This window comes from Marinobacter sp. DY40_1A1, from assembly GCF_016597815.1.
Classification (GTDB): domain Bacteria; phylum Pseudomonadota; class Gammaproteobacteria; order Pseudomonadales; family Oleiphilaceae; genus Marinobacter; species Marinobacter xiaoshiensis.
In genome coordinates this window covers 967,717-985,197 of record NZ_VCHA01000001.1, presented here as the reverse complement: position 1 = coordinate 985,197, position 17,481 = coordinate 967,717, and the positions used below count along the sequence as shown (strand labels likewise).

Below are 17,481 nucleotides of genomic sequence, written 5' to 3'. Positions count from 1 at the left end.
CCCAATGCCGAAGAAGTTCATGAAACGTTATCTGCCAACACCTGAGAAGGTGCAAGCGATGCAGTCGCTTGATTTTCTTGGCGATATCCTGCATGAACCCAACTTATGGCATATCAACCGTCACAGTGTTTCCAGAGCATTCCTGATCGGGGTGTTTTTCGCTTTAATTCCCATGCCTTTCCAGATGATTGCCGCAGCCTTCTTTGCCATCTGGTTCAACGCCAATCTGCCGCTATCCGTAGTGCTGGTCTGGATCAGCAACCCGATTACCATGCCACCCCTGTTTTATTTCAATTACAAGGTGGGAGCCTGGGCACTAAATCGGCCCGTTCTGAGTTTCGATATACATCTCTCGTGGTCGTGGCTCAGTGAGCGCTTGGTGGATATCGGCATTCCCCTCTACCTGGGTTCGCTGATTGTCGCCACAATTTCAGCCTGCATAGCGTATCTGGCAATTCAGTTTATCTGGCGCCGGAAAATCCGCACCGACTGGCAACTGCGCCGCCGGGCCCGCAGAGAGCTCCGGCGCTCCCGCGATCAGGCCTCCTGAACCAACCGACCCTGTTCAAGCCTCAGCACCCGCCCCAGGCTCCGAGCCATCTTCATATCGTGGGTCACCATAACAAACGCAATCCCAAGCTGATCCCTCAAAGACTCTATAAGTGCACGAACCCCTTCACCTGTGTGTTCGTCAAGGTTGCCCGTGGGCTCATCCATCAGCACACAATCTGGCTCGTTAACCAGCGCCCGGGCTATAGCAACACGTTGGCGCTCGCCACCGGATAGCTCCCCAGGCTTGTGCTCCAGGCGCTCCGCCAATCCAACCCTCTGCAAAATTGACTGTGCACGGGAACGGGAATCATTAATGGACATCCCGCCCAGTGCACAGGGCATCATGACGTTCTCTAGCGCAGTGAATTCCGGCAACAGATGATGGAACTGATATACGAAACCAAGATGACGGTTGCGGAAACGGGCCCGCCCCGCTTCAGACAGGCGGTGAATATCCTTGCCACAGATAGAAATCTGACCGGTAGAGGGCTTGTCGAGCCCACCAAGAAGGTTAAGCAGTGTAGTCTTGCCGGCACCACTACTGCCAACGATGGCCACAGTTTCCCCCGCTGTAACCTCAAGCGAAATGTCGGAGAAGATGGTCAGCTTTTCCGGCCCCTGAGTGTAGGTGCGGGTAACCTGTCGGCAATCGATTACCAAGGGGACATCCTTCATGGCATCAGGTTCCTTATTCATAACGAAGAGCCTCCGCAGGATCCACTCGCGACGCTCTCCACGCCGGGTAGATAGTCGCCAACAAACTCATTGCAAGGCCTGCACCGCTGATTATGACTACGTCATTCCATTGCAACTGGGAAGGCAAGTAACTGATGAAATACACATCCGCACTCAGGAATTGCTGCCCAAGCGCGCTTTCAAGCCACGAAATAAATGCGCTGATATTGAGAGCACCCAAAACGCCAAGCGTGGTGCCAATCAGAATGCCAAACACACCGATGACCGCCCCCTGTACGATAAAAATCCGCATAATGTGCCCTGGCGTAGCACCCATAGTACGGAGAATGGCGATATCCGCGGTTTTATCAGTCACCACCATCACCAGCGTGGACACGATGTTGAACGCAGCCACTGCAACGATAAACATCAGCAGAAGACCAATCATGGTTTTTTCCATGCGAATGGCCTGGAAAAGATTTCCGTGGGTGCGCGTCCAATCTGAAATGTAATAACGGCCAGAGAGTTCTCTAGCGGCCTCTTCTGCAACCTTGGGGGCGGCAAAAAGGTCATCGACCAATAACCGAACACCCTGCGCTTTACCTCCGGTTCGCATCAGCTTCGCTGCGTCATCCATGTGAATAAGCGTGTAATTGCCATCCAACTCTGCGCCAACACTGAAAACCCCTTTTACGGTAAAGCGCTTGAGACGAGGCAACACGCCGGCGGGGGTAACTGAGGCTTCAGGCAGCACCACGGTCACTTTATCGCCCAGCTGCAAACGCAAGCTCGCCGCCATGGTACGGCCCACAATAATGCCGAACTCGCCAGCAACCAGATCGTCCAATTTGCCTTCAATCATGTGGTTTTCGATGATGGAGACCGAGCGCTCTTCCTCAGGAAGTATGCCGTTGAGCATAACGCCCTGCACGTCACCACCACCGGTAACCATGCCCTGCCCCTGAATGAACGGAGCAGCGGCTAACACTCTGGGATGCTTCTGCACCTGAGCATCTACCGACTCCCAATCATCCAGTGGCCCGCTGCCCTGAATAATGGCATGAGGAACCATGCCCAGGATGCGCTGCTTGAGTTCCCGATCAAAACCATTCATTACGGACAGCACAATAATGAGTACTGCCACGCCGAGCATCAGCCCGATCATGGATGTGAGAGATATAAAGGAAATAAAATGATTACGCCTTTTGGCCGCGGTGTAACGCAAGCCGATATAAAACGATAAGGGTCTGAACATGGAGAGGTGCCTGTCGCTACCTTCAGATCGGTCGTGGTCTGGAATTCCCATCGCAGCCTTTCAGTGCGGTAGGAAACTGCTAAACTTTTACTACTGGCTGAAATCCTTGCTTGCGGAGCCCTGAATGCACACCGAAGACACGCCTTACGAAACCACAGACAATCTACCTGAGCGCCGGGAATTTTTCCGCATCGAAGACCGGATTGGCCTGGAAGTCCGTAAGCTGTCGCCTTCAGCCGAGTTCAACGACAACCACTTCAACGACGAGCATATCGAGACGCTGAAAGCGGACTTCAGACGGCTGGATCAGGACATCAAATCGCAGCTCGCCAGCCTTGCCGATCAGGACCGCCTGCTTACCGGTCTGGTAAAGTCGTTGAATGGCAAGCTGGATACGCTAGCGCGCATTATGGCCTTTCAGCAAAATCCCTTGCAACCGGGCGACTGGCAAGACGTAACACTGAGCGAGGGCGGGCTGGCCTTTTCGGGTAGCCCACAAGCATGGCAGACTGGCGACAAGCTTGCAGTTCGCATGACCCTGCCGCCAGAACTATTCCAGCCCCGTGGCGTCGCACAGGTTTTGGATGTACAGGCCACCGAAACAGGCGGAGCAAGGGTTCATACCGGCTTTATCCAGATACAGGATGGAGATCGTCAGCAAATCGCCAGACATGTGATGCGTTGGCAGATTCGCCAGCGCCAAAAAGAGTAGACTGGCGAAAACATGTGACTTTTGCGTGTAATTCTCGGATATTACGTTTTATCCATGTCCCCGGAGTGCTCACCGGTGACCCAAGTATGAGTGGAGAACGATCAATGACAATAAAGCGAGTCCTGACCGGCACCCTGGTATCGGCAATGTTTATGACTCTGACCCCGATTTCCGGCGCGCTTGCGGAAGAACTCCGTGTACCTGTTGGCAGCCAAGCTGACCGAGGCGAACAAAATGTGCCCCGGGTAGGCACAACACAGGCTTCGGTAAGAGCTTCGTGGGGCCAGCCAGCTTCCGTTAAAGGCCCTGTTGGCGAACCGGCGATCAGCCAGTGGAATTATGGCAACTTTGTAGTCTATTTCGAAAATGATCGCGTCATACACTCAGTACTGACGCCACAGCGCTGACATTTTTCGGTACAGTGTTCTTCCCGCCCACCAGTTCCGGGCACACATCCTGACGACATGCCGCCTTTTGTTTAGAATGGCGGCTTTTGCAATTTTAAGGTGACTGTAAAGTGACATCCCTACGCGTGTTGCCCGCTGAATGGGCACCCCAAAGCGCCGTTGTACTTACCTGGCCTCATCCGGGTACCGACTGGGCAGGGATTATTGATGAAGTGGAGCCCGTATTCCTGGAAATTGCCCGCTCGGTTCTCCGCTTCCAGCATCTGGTTATCAGCTGTGAGCATGTGATTCGACTGCAGGATCTTGAGCGCGAACTAAACGCCTGGGCCAGCCAGCAGGACCTGCCAGGACGCGTGCATGCGGTGCCAGCGCCGGCAAACGACACCTGGACTCGTGATCACGGCCCGATCACTGTAGTGACCGATGGCACCCCCACCTTGCTGGACTTTCGCTTCAATGCCTGGGGTGGCAAATTTCCCTGGGAAAAAGACGATGCGCTCAATCGCCACCTTGCGAACTTCGGTGTATTTGGCACTACCCCCATGCAAACTGTGGACTTTGTGCTGGAAGGTGGCTCCATCGAATCTGACGGTGAAGGCACTCTATTAACCACCAGCGAGTGCCTTTTGACACCTTCGCGCAATGCCTCCATGGACCGCGGCGCCATTGAGCAGTTACTGTCTGAAATGCTGGGGACAGACCGGATTCTGTGGCTAAACCATGGTTATCTGGCCGGCGACGATACGGACAGCCATATTGATACTTTGGCGCGCTTTTGTGCACCGGATCATATCTGCTACGTGGCCTGCCCGGACGTGGCAGATGAGCATTACAGCGCCTTGGCCGCCATGGAAGAGGACCTTCAGGAGTTCCGCCAGCGGGATGGTTCGCCCTACAAGCTCACAGCACTACCCTGGCCCGACCCGGTATTCGGTGACGAAGGCGAACGCCTTCCTGCAACCTACGCTAACTTTCTGATTATTAATGGCGCAGTGCTGCTGCCGATATACGATGTGCCTCAGGATGAAGAAGCCATTCGCATTGTGAACGGGATATTTCCTGATAGAGAGATAATCCCCATTAACTGCCGCCCGCTGGTCAAACAGCACGGCAGCCTCCACTGCGTTACCATGCAGATCCCGGAAGGAGTTGTCACGCCATGAGCCAAAACCTTGGCAGCACCCGGAATTCAAGCCAGCTCGTAGTAGCTGCAATTCAGCAGGCCTGCAGTGAAAACAAAGCTGCCAGCCTTGCCACTTCTGAAATGCTGGTTCGCGAAGCGGCCGCCGGTGGCGCTGAGCTGATTATTCTGCAGGAACTTCACGCAACCCAGTATTTTTGCCAAACCGAAGACACTCGCATATTCGACCTGGCTGAGCCCATCCCTGGGCCCACAAGTGAAAAGCTATCAGACCTGGCCCGGGAACTGAACGTCGTTATCGTGGGTTCTGTGTTTGAGCGACGCATGAACGGTGTTTATCACAATACGGCTGTAGTCCTTGAGACCGACGGATCCATTGCCGGCCTGTATCGCAAAATGCACATTCCGGACGACCCGGGGTTCTACGAGAAATTCTATTTCACCCCGGGTGATGCCGAGTTCAACGACGGCCGCAGCGGGTTCTCCCCCATAGAAACCTCGGTAGGTAAGCTTGGGGTTCTCGTTTGCTGGGATCAGTGGTACCCGGAAGCGGCACGCCTGATGGCGCTCGCCGGCGCCGAAATACTGATTTACCCCACCGCCATCGGCTGGGACATAACAGACACCCAGGATGAGCAAGCCCGTCAACTGGAAGCCTGGGTCACCGTTCAACGGGGCCACGCCGTGGCCAACAACCTCCCGGTAGTTGCGCCCAACCGGGTAGGCACAGAACCGGATCCCACAGGGCATTCCGACGGTATACAGTTCTGGGGTAACAGCTTCATCTGCGGCCCTCAAGGCGAATTCCTCGCCCGGGCCGACGACAGCAGCGAGTGCATACTGAGCGTCACACTTGATCGCCACCGCACTGAATCTATTCGCCGCATCTGGCCGTACTTCAGAGACCGGCGCATCGACGCCTACGGCGACATTCTAAAAAGAGTGAGGGACTGAACCCGGCATGAAAAACCTGGTGGACAACGTAGTTACCGAACTGAATCAGATACTGCTGGGCAAAGAACGGCAGGTTCGGTTGGCCCTCTGCGGCTTGCTCGCCAGCGGTCACCTGCTGATTGAGGACATTCCTGGCATGGGCAAAACCACCCTGTCCCATGCCTTGGCCAAAGTAATGGGGCTCAGCTATCAGCGCATTCAGTTTACGAACGACTTGTTGCCTGCAGACGTGCTGGGCTATTCCATGTACGACAAACAAGCAGGGAGCCTGGTATTCCACCAGGGCCCTATTTTTGCCCAAGTGGTCCTGGCAGACGAAATCAACCGCGCGTCGCCACGAACACAGAGCGCACTGCTGGAAGCAATGGAAGAGCGCCAGGTATCCATTGAAGGCGAAACCCGACCACTACCCCATCCGTTTTTTGTAATTGCCACCCAGAATCCTACAGAACAAGGTGGCACCTACCCGTTGCCGGAATCCCAACTTGATCGTTTTCTGATGCGCATAAGGCTTGGCTACCCCGACCCCCGAGCCGAGCGGGAGTTGCTGGAAGGCGAAGATCGCCGGACAATGACAGATCGACTTGGCACCCTGCTTTCTGAAAATGACCTGGCAAAACTTCAGGAAGAAGTAACCCGTGTAACCGCGAGCCCTGCACTGCTGGACTACATCCAGCGCCTGCTGGAACAGAGCCGCCGCATGCCCGGGCTGCTCTATGGTTTGTCACCCAGAGCCGGGCTAGGGTTGCTCAGAGCCACCAAAGCCTGGGCTTTGATGGAAGGCCGCCGCCACGCACTACCTGACGATATACAAGCAGTCTTCCCGTCGATCGCCGAACACCGCCTTGAACAAGGCGAATCCGGAAAAAGCGCAGAACGCGTACGCCAGCTACTGGCCAGCGTATCCGTGCTGGAGTAAGCGGTTAGATAGCATTGCTTTATCAGGGGAATTGACCAAAACAAATGGAAGCTTGCTGCTTTCGTGATAGCCTTTTGTTCTTCCTCGCAATACAGGCTCCGAACGAGCCCGACACGTACCGAATAAACGAGAGACACCCATGAGCGAAACCAAACATTCCCGGCTAATCATCCTCGGCTCCGGCCCCGCCGGATACACCGCCGCTGTTTACGCAGCCAGGGCCAACCTCAACCCGACCCTCATCACCGGCATTGAAGTCGGCGGCCAGCTCACCACCACTACCGACGTAGACAACTGGCCCGGCGACAACGACGGCGTGCAAGGCCCGGAACTCATGCAGCGCATGCTCAAACACGCCGAGCGCTTCGAAACAAACATCGTTTACGACACAATCAACGAAGCTGACCTGCAGACCCGCCCCTTCCGCCTCAAAGGCGACAGCGGCGAATACACCTGCGATGCCCTGATCATCGCTACCGGTGCATCCGCCATGTACCTGGGCCTGGAATCCGAAGAAAAATTCAAAGGCCAGGGCGTATCCGCCTGCGCCACCTGCGACGGATTCTTCTACAAAAAACAGAAAGTCGCCGTTATCGGTGGCGGCAACACTGCTGTTGAAGAAGCTCTGTACCTCTCCAATATAGCCGCGGAAGTCACCCTGGTGCACCGCCGTGATAGCCTGCGCGCAGAGAAAATTCTGCAGGACAAGCTATTCGACAAGGCTGAAAACGGCAACGTCAACATTGTTTGGGACCACACCCTCGATGAAGTTCTGGGTGACGGCACCGGTGTAACCGGCATGCGCATCAAAAGCATGAAAGACGGCTCGACCCAGGAACTCGACCTGTCTGGCGTGTTCATCGCCATCGGCCACAAGCCCAATACCGGCTTGTTCGAAGGTCAACTGAACATGGAAAACGGCTACATCAAAATCCAGTCCGGCCTTGAAGGCATGGCCACGCAAGCCAGCATCCCGGGCGTATTTGCCGCCGGCGACGTAGCCGACCACGTTTACCGCCAGGCTGTAACCTCCGCCGGTTTCGGCTGCATGGCTGCATTAGATGCCGAAAAGTTTCTGGATCAGCAAGCTTAAGAGATATCGGCAAAAGACAGGATGACTTCACTGCCCTGGCTAGACCCCGACCAGCTGTGGTTCCCCTCAGCCGATGAAGCCCTCGACGACCCCGATGGCCTCCTCGCGCTGGGTGGTGACCTCTCCACAGAACGGCTAATCCTCGCCTACCGCAGCGGCATCTTCCCCTGGTACAGCGACGACCAACCCATACTCTGGTGGTCCCCAGACCCCCGCTGCGTGCTCTTCCCTGAAGACATACACATCTCCCGAAGCCTACGCAGAACACTCAATCAGCGTCGCTTCAGCGTCACCGCAGACCAGGCCTTCAGCCGAATCATCCGCTTGTGCGCATCCACCCGCAGCGAAGGCACCTGGATAACCGATGACATGATCGCAAGTTACTCAGCCCTGCACCGCCAGGGTGTCGCCCACTCCATCGAAGTATGGAACCAGAAAGGCGAACTGGCCGGCGGTATGTACGGGTTAGCCATTGGGCAGTGCTTTTTTGGTGAATCCATGTTCTCTCTGGAAACCAATGCATCCAAAGTACTCATGGTCCACCTTGCTCACCAACTGCAAGATTGGGGCTATCGAATCATGGACTGCCAGGTAGAAAGCTCCCACCTTCTCAGCATGGGCGCATGCACCCTACCCAGAAGTGAGTTCTTATCTATAATCAGTGAGCATACGGAAAAAAAACCGAACCAGAGCAACTGGACATTCGACTGGCAGTGGCACCGGCCGGAGGCATAAATGAGTAGTCTGAGAACTCTGGTGTTCTATGCAACACCAGCCCACGACTGCAGCTATCTTCCTGATCGCGAAGCGACAACCATGTTTGTTGACCCGCGCGCCCACATCGACAAAAAGCTCTACAGCCAACTGACCGCGCTGGGCTTTCGGCGGAGCGGCACACATTATTATCGCCCCCACTGTGAAGCATGCAACGCATGCATCCCGGTGCGAGTGAACGTAAATCACTTTCAGCCGGATCGCAACCAGCGCCGGGTCATGAAAAAAAACAGTGACCTGGAATGCACTCTGGTGCCTGCCGCCTTCACTGAAAGCTACTATCGGCTCTATGCCAACTATGTCGAACTTCGCCACAAAGACGGTGACATGTACCCACCCTCCAGGGAACAGTTTATTTCCTTTCTGGTAGAAGGCACCTCTGATTCCTGGTTCCTTGAAATGCGTAAAGACGGAGAACTGGTGGCTCTGGCAGCAATCGATGTTCTTGATGATGGGCTCTCGGCAATCTACACCGTATTCGATCCAACTCAGGAGAGCCGCAGTCTGGGCACCTTTGCTGTTCTCTGGCAAATTGAAGAGACTAAAAGGCGTAAACAGCCTCACCTTTATCTTGGATACTGGATAAAACAGTGCAACAAGATGAGTTATAAAACGCGGTTCAAGCCCATGGAGGCGCTCCATGATGGCCAGTGGCGTGTCCTGACAACCGAATAGCAGCGTATGGCACGTAATTACCGATATAAACCGGTAATAAGCACCTTTATTTGCCGGCATTCATGAACGCACTTTGCCAAACGGCTACAAATCAGGCAGAATTGCGCAATTTAAAATTACGGAAAGTTTTCCCAATAGAGGTTTCTACTGAATGGCGAAGTCAGATGTCGTTGAAATGGAAGGTGTTATTCTTGACACCCTTCCAAACACTATGTTCCGGGTCGAATTGAGCAACGGCCATGTTGTCACCGCTCACATCTCTGGCAAGATGCGTAAAAACTACATCCGCATCCTGACAGGCGACAAGGTCAAGGTTGAACTTACACCTTACGACCTGAGCAAAGGCCGGATTGTGTATCGCGCCCGTTAAAAGAACGGCGACATCGAAGAAGCACAAAAAAACCGCTGCATCACTGCAGCGGTTTTTTGTTAGTGCCTTTGCGTGGCTGGCCTGCCAGCCGTCTCAGACGGCTTCTGCAGGCTCATCCTCATAGTCGAACACCAGCTCATCATCCTTGAGGTGGATAAACACATCCCCGCCCTTCTCGGACAGCCTGCCGAACAGTATCTGCTCAGCAAGTGGGCGCTTGATCTTGTCCTGAATCAACCGCGCCATGGGGCGTGCACCCATAGTGACGTCATAACCCTTATCTGCAAGCCACAACTTGGCCGCATCATCCACATGCAGAACCACATGCTTTTCATCCAGCTGCGCCTGCAACTCGGTGAGGAACTTGTCCACAACGTGGGTAATGGTATCCCTCTGCAAGTCGCCAAACTGGATAATGCTATCCAGACGGTTGCGGAATTCCGGCGTGAAGGTCTTGCCGATAATTTCCATGCCATCACTGCTGTGGTCTTGCTCACTAAAGCCCATGGAGCGGCGAGCCATGCTTTCAGCTCCGGCGTTGGTGGTCATCACGAGAATTACGTGGCGGAAGTCAGCCTTGCGTCCGTTGTTATCGGTCAAGGTACCGTGGTCCATAACCTGCAGCAGCAGATTGAAGACTTCAGGGTGCGCCTTTTCGATTTCGTCCAGCAACAGAACACAGTGTGGATGTTTATTAACAGCTTCTGTTAACAGCCCACCCTGGTCATAGCCTACATAGCCTGGTGGAGCACCAATCAGACGAGAGACCGTATGACGCTCCATATACTCGGACATATCAAACCGAACCAGCTCAACTCCAAGGGCTTTTGCAAGCTGCTTGGTTACCTCTGTTTTACCAACACCTGTCGGGCCGGCAAACAGGAAGGAACCCTGTGGTTTCTCTGGTGCTTTCAAACCGGCACGAGCCAGCTTGATTGCCATGGTCAGTGATTCAATAGCTGGATCCTGCCCGAACACCACCATCTTGAGATCACGCTCCAGATTGCGCAGCAGATCCTTGTCACTGGTGGACACGTTTTTGGGCGGAATGCGGGCGATCTTGGCAACCACCTCTTCGATCTCTGCAACATCGATGGTCTTCTGGCGTTTGTCTTCTGACATCAATCGCTGACGCGCACCCGCTTCATCAATCACATCAATAGCCTTGTCCGGCAGGTGACGATCCGTGATGTAACGATCTGCCAACTCTGCAGCAACGCGCAGTGCCTGATCTGTATATTTAAGATCATGGTGCTTTTCAAAATTCGACTTGAGCCCTTTGAGAATCTGGTAAGTATCCTCAACGCTTGGCTCATTCACATCGATTTTCTGGAAGCGACGGGCCAGTGCACTGTCTTTCTCGAAAATGCCACGGAATTCCTGATACGTGGTGGAACCAATACAACGAATTTCACCCGAACTCAGCATGGGCTTGAGCAGATTCGATGCGTCCATCACCCCACCAGACGCCGATCCAGCGCCGATGATCGTGTGGATTTCGTCGATAAACAAAATCGCGTGCTTTTGTTTCTTCAGCTCCGCCAGCAGTGCTTTCAAACGTTTCTCGAAATCGCCGCGATACTTGGTTCCTGCCAAGAGTGCACCAAGATCCAGCGAATACACGACACCATCAGAAATGATATCCGGTACTTGGCCATCGACGATGCGCTTGGCAAGTCCTTCTGCGATGGCGGTCTTGCCTACACCGGCCTCACCCACCAGCAACGGGTTATTCTTGCGACGGCGCACCAGAATCTGCACCACGCGCTCAACCTCGTGCTCGCGGCCGATCAACGGATCAATCCGCCCTTGGCGAGCTTGTTCATTCAGGTTGGTAGCGTATGTTTCCAGAGGCTTGGATTGCCCACCCTCTTCGCCGGAATCCTCAAGTGAGGCCTGCTCAGTGCCATCCTGATCTTCAGCCCCCTGAACACGGGATATTCCGTGGGATACAAAATTGACGACATCGATGCGTGCAACGCTCTGTTTCTTGAGCACATACACAGCCTGGCTTTCCTGCTCACTGAAAATGGCGACCAGAACATTCGCACCGGTAACCTCTTTTTTACCAGAGGATTGCACATGAAATACGGCGCGTTGCAATACTCGCTGAAACCCTAGTGTTGGCTGGGTCTCGCGCTCGTCATCGCTACCTGGAATCAATGGTGTTGTGGAATCCACAAATTCAACCAGCTCATCATGAAGCTGCTTGAGGTCTGCACCACAGGCTTTGAGAACACCCACTGCAGATTCATTCTCCAGCAGAGCCAACAATAAATGCTCTACGGTCATGAACTCGTGGCGCTTGTCGCGGGCACTTTTAAAGGCCGAATTCAGCGTAATTTCAAGATCTTTGCTCAGCATGGGCCACCCCAAAGTCTATCAGTCTGCACATTCAATCTCGCAAAGGAGCGGATGTTCGCATTCAGAGGAATACTGGTTCACCTGTGCCGCCTTTGTTTCCGCGATGTCTCGGGTATAAACCCCGCATACTGCCTTTCCCTGCGTATGGACGAGCAGCATCACCTGTGTCGCCTTTTCTTCATTCATACCGAAGAAGGTCATCAACACATCCACAACAAAATCCATGGGTGTGTAATCGTCGTTCAGAAGCATCACCTTATATTGTGCCGGACGCTTCAGTGCAGGCTTTTCGGGAGCAACGCTGAGCTCATCATGACGCCCTGGCAGTTCTTCCTCCCGCTGGTTTAATACTAGTAGAGAATTTTCGATAGTCCGCATCATTCTTTACCGGTTATCGGTATCCTTCATCAATGTGGTTGCCTGGCCTCGGGTTTTCAAGTCAGATCCAAACTCGAGCGTGAGATAATTAACAATACGAACATGATACCGCTTCCGGACTGCGTTCAACCACACAATACCGCAATACAAGCTATTGACTCGACCCCGGGTTTGGTCGACAGTTAACCTACAGTGTTAAATAATGTAAATAAATGAGCGGTTCATGTAACAGCATCATATAGATGAAACTGGCAAAAAAGACTCAGAGCCGGTTTTAAAAGCCAACAACAACAAGTGACAGTAAAAGAACAGGGGAGTTCATCATGCCAAGAGGCAAGGTAAAGTGGTTCAACAATGCCAAAGGGTACGGTTTCATCATTGAGGATGGTTGCAGTGACGACCTGTTTGCCCACTTTTCATCCGTCCAGATAGACGGATATAAAACACTCAAAGCAGGCCAGGCTGTCAGTTTCGAGAAGAAGCCCAGCGACAAGGGCGTGCATGCCATCAATATAGTGCCTGACGACCAGCCCAATGCCACAGACACAACGGGGCTCACCACGGACACCACAGCGGATAACAGTGGGGACTACCCTTCACGCGCTGTGAACGGCTGAAATACCTACCTGGCAAGCTGCACACCCAGTGAGCCCTCTCCTGCCGGAGCACTCCGGCGGGCTCCTGACTGGCCGTGCGTAAGGCATTCTGCATGTCTTGCGCTTTCAAACTCTGTTTTTTCTCCGTAACCTTTCCCCCTGATCTCATTTTCTTGCCCGGGAGAGTCCTCTGTGGCCGACCTCATTCTCTTTAACAAGCCCTTTCAGGTTCTCTGTCAGTTTACGGATGAGCCTGCGGGTAACGAGCAAACCTCACGGGCCACCTTGGCCGACTGGATTCGCATCCCGGACATCTACCCTGCCGGCCGACTGGACTACGATTCTGAGGGGCTTTTACTTCTCACCAGTGATGGTGCCCTCCAGCATCGAATTGCATCACCTGGGCAAAATATGCCTAAAACCTACTGGGTTCAGGTTGAGGGCAACCTTTCTACAAGCGCATTAGACAAGCTAACAGCAGGGATGATGCTCAAAGATGGCCCCACCAGGCCAGCAAAAGCACGAATAATATCGGAGCCTGAGATTTGGCCCAGAACCCCACCAGTGCGCCGCCGCGATACGATACCTACCAGTTGGCTTGAGCTGACCATAACCGAAGGGCGTAACAGACAGGTGCGGCGCATGACCGCTGCTGTCGGGTTTCCAACATTGCGACTGATCCGCTATCGTATTGGTGATTGGACGCTGGATGGGCTCGAGCCGGGAAAATACCGGAAAATACCCATCAATCTGCCTACGCCCTCACGCCCCGGGAAGCGCTCGACACACAAACGTTCCGCCACGTCGCCAAGGAGAGGACGAAGCTCATGACCTGGACTCCACACGCCACCGTCGCAGTGGTTGTTGAAGACGCTCACGGCCGTTTCCTGATGGTTGAAGAGCGCAGCAGCGGCAAGGTGGTATTCAATCAGCCGGCTGGCCATGTTGAAGAAGATGAAGCAATTCTTGATGCGGTGCGCCGGGAAGCACTGGAAGAAACCGGCTGGGACATTGAGCCAGAGCACTTCCTGGGGCTGTACACCTATAAGGCACCTGCTAACGGAGTGACCTACTACCGTTTCTGCTTTATTGGCAAGGCTCGCAAACAGGTAACCGATGAGCTCGACACCGGTATTATTGCGGCCCACTGGCTATCGCTGGAGGACATCCGGCAACTGGGAGACAAACTTCGCAGCCCGCTGGTAATCAAAAGCATAGAGGATTACCGAAAAGGTCGCTGTTTTCCACTGGATGTCATTGCAGACTCGCAGACGTAACCGGCACAAAATGATAAACTACCGCGTTTTGCACCGGTGCGCAGAGTTGTCATGACAAATCCATCATTCGAAGCCAAGCCCCTCGAGAAAACCCACGTCATCGTTGGCATGTCCGGCGGTGTCGACTCATCGGTTGCCGCCTGGTTGCTCAAGGATCAGGGCTATCAGGTCGAAGGCCTGTTCATGAAGAACTGGGACGAAGACGACGGGACGGAATACTGTACCGCCATGACCGATCTGGCCGATGCTCAAGCGGTGGCCGATGCGATCGGAATCAAACTCCATACTGCGAGTTTTGCCGCTGAATACTGGGATCGTGTTTTCGAACATTTCCTGTCTGAATACAAAGCAGGCCGCACCCCTAACCCGGATATCCTTTGCAACAAAGAGGTTAAGTTTCGGGCATTTCTCGACTACGCCATCACCCTGGGTGCTGACTATATTGCCACCGGGCACTACACCCGCCAGCGCCCGCTTTCAGACGGCTCAGGCAAAGCCCATTTGCTGAAGGGCCTGGACGGCAACAAGGACCAAAGCTACTTCCTGCATGCCGTTTCTGGTGACCGAATCGCCCGCACCCTGTTCCCTGTGGGTGAACTGGAAAAACCTGAGGTGCGGCGCATAGCTGAGGAACAAGGGTTCATCACCCACGACAAAAAAGATTCCACCGGTATCTGCTTCATTGGCGAGCGCAAATTTACCGACTTTCTAAAGCAGTATTTGCCAGCACAACCGGGAGATATCGAAACTCCGGATGGTATAACAATCGGCCGACACCAAGGCCTGATGTACCACACTATTGGCCAGCGCCAGGGTCTTGGTATTGGCGGCCTGAGCGATTTTAATGATGAGCCTTGGTATGTGGCCGGCAAAGATTTGAATCGCAATGTACTGCTTGCGGTGCAAGGCAAGCACCACCCGCTTCTTTTCTCCCGTGGCCTGTTATCAGACCCAATTGACTGGGTTGCAGGTGCTCCCCCGGCAAGCACTTTCCGCTGCATGGCGAAAACTCGCTATCGCCAACCGGATCAGGCCTGTGAAGTCACGGTTATTGATGGTGGTGTTCAAGTTGTTTTTGATGACGCCCAAAGAGCGGTGACACCCGGGCAATCCGTGGTTTTCTATGACGGTGACATTTGTCTTGGAGGCGGTGTAATAACCGAAACCTGGCGTGACGGTGAAGCTCTGCCAGACCGCATTGTGCCCACACAGCTTTTACAGGGTTCACACCCATGAGCCGGTCGCTCCACGACCAAACCCTTGCATTGGCGGGCGTATTCCAAGCTGCCAACCTGGTTCAGCAAATTGCTAATAACGGCACCTGCAACACAGACAGTCTGGAAACCTGCCTGCGGTCGCTGTTTGCGACCGACCCCGCCAGCACCCTCGATGTTTACGGCGGCGAACTGGCCGATGTACGTGAGGGGTTGGTGACGCTATCTACCGTTATGGGCGAACAGAAGAAGCAGCAAGACATTGAGGTGCTGCGCTACGTACTGAACCTTATTCACCTGGAATCCAAGCTCAACCGCGACAAAGATATGCTGGAAGTGATTGGCAGCCGGATTAATCAAGCCAGGCACACCGCCAGCCACTTTGGCTATGTGCATTCGAATCTGATCAGCAACCTGGCCTCCATTTACACAGACACCATCAGCACCTTCAGCCTGCGTATTCAGGTAAGCGGCAACCCCTCAATCCTGCAGAGAGATGAGAATGCCGCCAAAGTACGGGCACTTCTGCTGGCAGGTATCCGATCAGCGGTACTGTGGAGGCAATCCGGCGGACGTCGATGGCAACTGGTTTTGTCACGCCGCAAGGTGATTCAACATGCGCGAGAACTCACCGAGAAAGCGAACCGCTCGTTCGATAACTGATCTGTTGCCACTGATTCACCCGCCATGCTGGTGTATTATGGCCTATCCCTTTTTTCTGAACCGATTCTTTGATTATTTGAGAGGTTTTCAATGGAACTCAACGCCCTGACCGCCATTTCCCCGGTCGATGGACGCTATGGCAGCCGAGTCAGCGTTTTTCGTGATATTTTCAGCGAGTACGGCCTGATCAAAAACCGTGTGACAGTAGAAATCCGCTGGCTTCAGCAATTGGCGGCGCACCCGGAGATCACCGAAGTTCCAGCATTCAGCCCAGAGGCAAACGCCTTTCTTGACGGCATGGTCAGCAACTTCAACCTGCAAAATGCCGAGCGCATCAAAGAGATTGAGCGCACCACGAACCACGACGTGAAAGCCGTTGAATATTTTATTAAAGAACTAATTGCAGGCGTACCAGAACTGCACGCAGTCACCGAATTTGTTCACTTTGCCTGCACCTCGGAAGACATCAATAACCTGTCCCACGCCCTGATGCTCCGTGAAGGCTTGGCCAGTGGCTTGCTACCTGCCATGAACCGGGTTGCCGACAAGCTGAGCGAGCTGGCTAAAGAGCATGCTGAGCAGCCAATGTTATCCCGCACCCACGGCCAGACAGCATCACCAACCACCGTTGGCAAAGAGTTCGCCAACGTGGTGTACCGCCTGCGCCGGCAAATCAAACAGATTGGCGACATCGAGATTCTGGGCAAGATTAACGGCGCCGTAGGCAACTACAACGCTCACATCTCTGCTTACCCAGCGGTGGACTGGGCAGCCAATGCCAAAACCTTTATTGAAAACCTGGGCCTGGACTTCAACCCGTACACTACACAGATTGAACCCCACGACTACATCGCCGAACTGTACGATGCTGTTGCCCGTTTCAATACCATAGTGATTGATCTCGACCGGGATATCTGGGGCTATATTTCACTGGGCTACTTCAAGCAGAAAACCATTGAGGGCGAAGTGGGCTCATCTACCATGCCCCACAAGGTTAATCCCATTGATTTCGAAAACTCCGAAGGCAACCTCGGCATTGCTAACGCGGTACTTGGCCACTTGTCTGCCAAGTTGCCGATTTCACGCTGGCAGCGCGACCTGACCGACTCTACCGTACTGCGCAACCTGGGTGTCGGTTTTGCCCACAGCCTGATCGCCTACGAAGCCACCCTGAAAGGGTTAGGCAAGCTGGAGATCAACCCCGCGCGCCTTGATGAAGACCTCGACAACGCATGGGAAGTGCTTGCAGAGCCGATCCAGACAGTGATGCGCCGGTACAACATCGAGAAGCCCTACGAAAAGCTGAAAGCACTGACCCGTGGCAAAGCCATGACACCAGAGGTGATCCAGAGCTTTGTGGAAACCCTTGAGATGCCAGACAGCGCCAAAGCAGAACTGATGGCACTAACACCAGGTAACTACATCGGCAATGCGGTTGATCAGGCCCGCAACATCTAACTTG

The 17,481-nt window shown here is 53.9% G+C and carries 20 protein-coding genes; 16 read left to right on the top strand and 4 right to left on the bottom strand.

Annotated elements, in window-relative coordinates:
- The first annotated feature begins 19 nt into the window (after positions 1-19).
- Positions 20-550: a DUF2062 domain-containing protein gene (locus FFI61_RS04535; protein WP_227714590.1), complete on the top strand. Its 531-nt coding sequence runs from the start codon at positions 20-22 to the stop codon at positions 548-550.
- On the opposite strand, the gene lolD is transcribed toward FFI61_RS04535, so the two are convergent.
- Positions 538-1,227, bottom strand: a complete 690-nt coding sequence (gene lolD, locus FFI61_RS04530; protein ID WP_413785000.1) for a lipoprotein-releasing ABC transporter ATP-binding protein LolD — start codon at positions 1,225-1,227, stop codon at positions 538-540. The two genes, FFI61_RS04535 and lolD, sit on opposite strands and share 13 nt — an antisense overlap.
- A 13-nt stretch (positions 1,228-1,240) precedes the next feature.
- Positions 1,241-2,482 carry a lipoprotein-releasing ABC transporter permease subunit gene (locus FFI61_RS04525; protein WP_200369409.1) on the bottom strand — a complete coding sequence of 414 codons (1,242 nt, stop codon included), beginning with the start codon at positions 2,480-2,482 and terminating at the stop codon, positions 1,241-1,243.
- Positions 2,483-2,606: 124 nt separating this feature from the next.
- On the opposite strand from FFI61_RS04525, the gene FFI61_RS04520 reads away from it, so the two are divergent.
- From FFI61_RS04520 to infA, 9 genes are all read left to right on the top strand, one after another.
- Positions 2,607-3,194: a PilZ domain-containing protein gene (locus FFI61_RS04520; RefSeq protein WP_200200933.1), complete on the top strand. Its 588-nt coding sequence runs from the start codon at positions 2,607-2,609 to the stop codon at positions 3,192-3,194.
- Between the two features lie 104 nt (positions 3,195-3,298).
- Positions 3,299-3,601: a hypothetical protein gene (locus tag FFI61_RS04515; RefSeq protein WP_200200934.1), complete on the top strand. Its 303-nt coding sequence runs from the start codon at positions 3,299-3,301 to the stop codon at positions 3,599-3,601.
- Between the two features lie 110 nt (positions 3,602-3,711).
- Positions 3,712-4,764 (top strand): agmatine/peptidylarginine deiminase, encoded by a 1,053-nt coding sequence (locus FFI61_RS04510; protein WP_200200935.1) that lies wholly within the window; start codon positions 3,712-3,714, stop codon positions 4,762-4,764.
- The gene (locus FFI61_RS04505; RefSeq protein ID WP_200369408.1) at positions 4,761-5,696 is read left to right on the top strand and encodes a carbon-nitrogen hydrolase; all 936 of its coding nucleotides are present in this window, start codon (positions 4,761-4,763) and stop codon (positions 5,694-5,696) included. The genes FFI61_RS04510 and FFI61_RS04505 overlap by 4 nt, the downstream gene beginning before the upstream one ends.
- A gap of 7 nt (positions 5,697-5,703) precedes the next feature.
- The gene (locus FFI61_RS04500; RefSeq protein WP_200200937.1) at positions 5,704-6,615 is read left to right on the top strand and encodes an AAA family ATPase; all 912 of its coding nucleotides are present in this window, start codon (positions 5,704-5,706) and stop codon (positions 6,613-6,615) included.
- Positions 6,616-6,754: 139 nt separating this feature from the next.
- The gene (trxB, locus tag FFI61_RS04495) at positions 6,755-7,708 is read left to right on the top strand and encodes a thioredoxin-disulfide reductase (protein ID WP_200200938.1); all 954 of its coding nucleotides are present in this window, start codon (positions 6,755-6,757) and stop codon (positions 7,706-7,708) included.
- Positions 7,709-7,729: 21 nt separating this feature from the next.
- Positions 7,730-8,443, top strand: coding sequence for a leucyl/phenylalanyl-tRNA--protein transferase (aat, locus tag FFI61_RS04490; RefSeq protein WP_200369407.1), 714 nt, complete (start codon positions 7,730-7,732; stop codon positions 8,441-8,443).
- Entirely contained in the window at positions 8,444-9,157 is a 714-nt protein-coding gene (locus tag FFI61_RS04485; protein WP_200369406.1) for an arginyltransferase, read from the top strand.
- A 151-nt stretch (positions 9,158-9,308) separates the two neighbouring features.
- Positions 9,309-9,527 carry a translation initiation factor IF-1 gene (infA, locus tag FFI61_RS04480; RefSeq protein ID WP_096781506.1) on the top strand — a complete coding sequence of 73 codons (219 nt, stop codon included), beginning with the start codon at positions 9,309-9,311 and terminating at the stop codon, positions 9,525-9,527.
- A 93-nt stretch (positions 9,528-9,620) separates the two neighbouring features.
- Here the strand turns inward: infA and clpA are convergent, their stop codons facing one another.
- Both clpA and clpS read right to left on the bottom strand, forming a co-directional pair.
- Positions 9,621-11,891, bottom strand: a complete 2,271-nt coding sequence (gene clpA, locus FFI61_RS04475; RefSeq protein ID WP_200200941.1) for an ATP-dependent Clp protease ATP-binding subunit ClpA — start codon at positions 11,889-11,891, stop codon at positions 9,621-9,623.
- A gap of 18 nt (positions 11,892-11,909) precedes the next feature.
- The gene (gene clpS, locus FFI61_RS04470) at positions 11,910-12,269 is read right to left on the bottom strand and encodes an ATP-dependent Clp protease adapter ClpS (protein WP_200201294.1); all 360 of its coding nucleotides are present in this window, start codon (positions 12,267-12,269) and stop codon (positions 11,910-11,912) included.
- A 323-nt stretch (positions 12,270-12,592) separates the two neighbouring features.
- Between clpS and FFI61_RS04465 the strand changes: the two genes are divergently transcribed.
- The 6 genes from FFI61_RS04465 (at position 12,593) to purB (ending at position 17,477) form a co-directional block, all read left to right on the top strand.
- Entirely contained in the window at positions 12,593-12,886 is a 294-nt protein-coding gene (locus FFI61_RS04465; RefSeq protein ID WP_310965931.1) for a cold shock domain-containing protein, read from the top strand.
- A gap of 171 nt (positions 12,887-13,057) precedes the next feature.
- Positions 13,058-13,696: a pseudouridine synthase gene (locus tag FFI61_RS04460; protein WP_200369405.1), complete on the top strand. Its 639-nt coding sequence runs from the start codon at positions 13,058-13,060 to the stop codon at positions 13,694-13,696.
- On the top strand, positions 13,693-14,142 hold the full coding sequence (locus tag FFI61_RS04455) for an NUDIX hydrolase (RefSeq protein WP_200200943.1): 450 nt from the start codon (positions 13,693-13,695) through the stop codon (positions 14,140-14,142). Before FFI61_RS04460 ends, FFI61_RS04455 begins: the two co-directional genes overlap by 4 nt.
- A 51-nt stretch (positions 14,143-14,193) precedes the next feature.
- Positions 14,194-15,378: a tRNA 2-thiouridine(34) synthase MnmA gene (mnmA, locus tag FFI61_RS04450; RefSeq protein ID WP_200369404.1), complete on the top strand. Its 1,185-nt coding sequence runs from the start codon at positions 14,194-14,196 to the stop codon at positions 15,376-15,378.
- The gene (gene hflD, locus FFI61_RS04445; protein ID WP_200369403.1) at positions 15,375-16,019 is read left to right on the top strand and encodes a high frequency lysogenization protein HflD; all 645 of its coding nucleotides are present in this window, start codon (positions 15,375-15,377) and stop codon (positions 16,017-16,019) included. Before mnmA ends, hflD begins: the two co-directional genes overlap by 4 nt.
- Before the next feature lie 90 nt (positions 16,020-16,109).
- Positions 16,110-17,477 (top strand): adenylosuccinate lyase, encoded by a 1,368-nt coding sequence (gene purB / locus FFI61_RS04440; protein ID WP_200369402.1) that lies wholly within the window; start codon positions 16,110-16,112, stop codon positions 17,475-17,477.
- Positions 17,478-17,481 lie beyond the last annotated feature (4 nt).

What these genes read in the sequence shown, in the direction of transcription:
- FFI61_RS04535 (WP_227714590.1), top strand. Translation starts at nt 20, where the DNA reads ATGAAACGTTATCTGCCAACACCTGAGAAGGTGCAAGCGATGCAGTCG.
- lolD (WP_413785000.1), bottom strand. Translation starts at nt 1,227, where the DNA reads ATGAAGGATGTCCCCTTGGTAATCGATTGCCGACAGGTTACCCGCACC.
- FFI61_RS04525 (WP_200369409.1), bottom strand. Translation starts at nt 2,482, where the DNA reads ATGTTCAGACCCTTATCGTTTTATATCGGCTTGCGTTACACCGCGGCC.
- FFI61_RS04520 (WP_200200933.1), top strand. Translation starts at nt 2,607, where the DNA reads ATGCACACCGAAGACACGCCTTACGAAACCACAGACAATCTACCTGAG.
- FFI61_RS04515 (WP_200200934.1), top strand. Translation starts at nt 3,299, where the DNA reads ATGACAATAAAGCGAGTCCTGACCGGCACCCTGGTATCGGCAATGTTT.
- FFI61_RS04505 (WP_200369408.1), top strand. Translation starts at nt 4,761, where the DNA reads ATGAGCCAAAACCTTGGCAGCACCCGGAATTCAAGCCAGCTCGTAGTA.
- FFI61_RS04500 (WP_200200937.1), top strand. Translation starts at nt 5,704, where the DNA reads ATGAAAAACCTGGTGGACAACGTAGTTACCGAACTGAATCAGATACTG.
- trxB (WP_200200938.1), top strand. Translation starts at nt 6,755, where the DNA reads ATGAGCGAAACCAAACATTCCCGGCTAATCATCCTCGGCTCCGGCCCC.
- aat (WP_200369407.1), top strand. Translation starts at nt 7,730, where the DNA reads ATGACTTCACTGCCCTGGCTAGACCCCGACCAGCTGTGGTTCCCCTCA.
- FFI61_RS04485 (WP_200369406.1), top strand. Translation starts at nt 8,444, where the DNA reads ATGAGTAGTCTGAGAACTCTGGTGTTCTATGCAACACCAGCCCACGAC.
- infA (WP_096781506.1), top strand. Translation starts at nt 9,309, where the DNA reads ATGGCGAAGTCAGATGTCGTTGAAATGGAAGGTGTTATTCTTGACACC.
- clpA (WP_200200941.1), bottom strand. Translation starts at nt 11,891, where the DNA reads ATGCTGAGCAAAGATCTTGAAATTACGCTGAATTCGGCCTTTAAAAGT.
- clpS (WP_200201294.1), bottom strand. Translation starts at nt 12,269, where the DNA reads ATGCGGACTATCGAAAATTCTCTACTAGTATTAAACCAGCGGGAGGAA.
- FFI61_RS04465 (WP_310965931.1), top strand. Translation starts at nt 12,593, where the DNA reads ATGCCAAGAGGCAAGGTAAAGTGGTTCAACAATGCCAAAGGGTACGGT.
- FFI61_RS04455 (WP_200200943.1), top strand. Translation starts at nt 13,693, where the DNA reads ATGACCTGGACTCCACACGCCACCGTCGCAGTGGTTGTTGAAGACGCT.
- mnmA (WP_200369404.1), top strand. Translation starts at nt 14,194, where the DNA reads ATGACAAATCCATCATTCGAAGCCAAGCCCCTCGAGAAAACCCACGTC.
- hflD (WP_200369403.1), top strand. Translation starts at nt 15,375, where the DNA reads ATGAGCCGGTCGCTCCACGACCAAACCCTTGCATTGGCGGGCGTATTC.
- purB (WP_200369402.1), top strand. Translation starts at nt 16,110, where the DNA reads ATGGAACTCAACGCCCTGACCGCCATTTCCCCGGTCGATGGACGCTAT.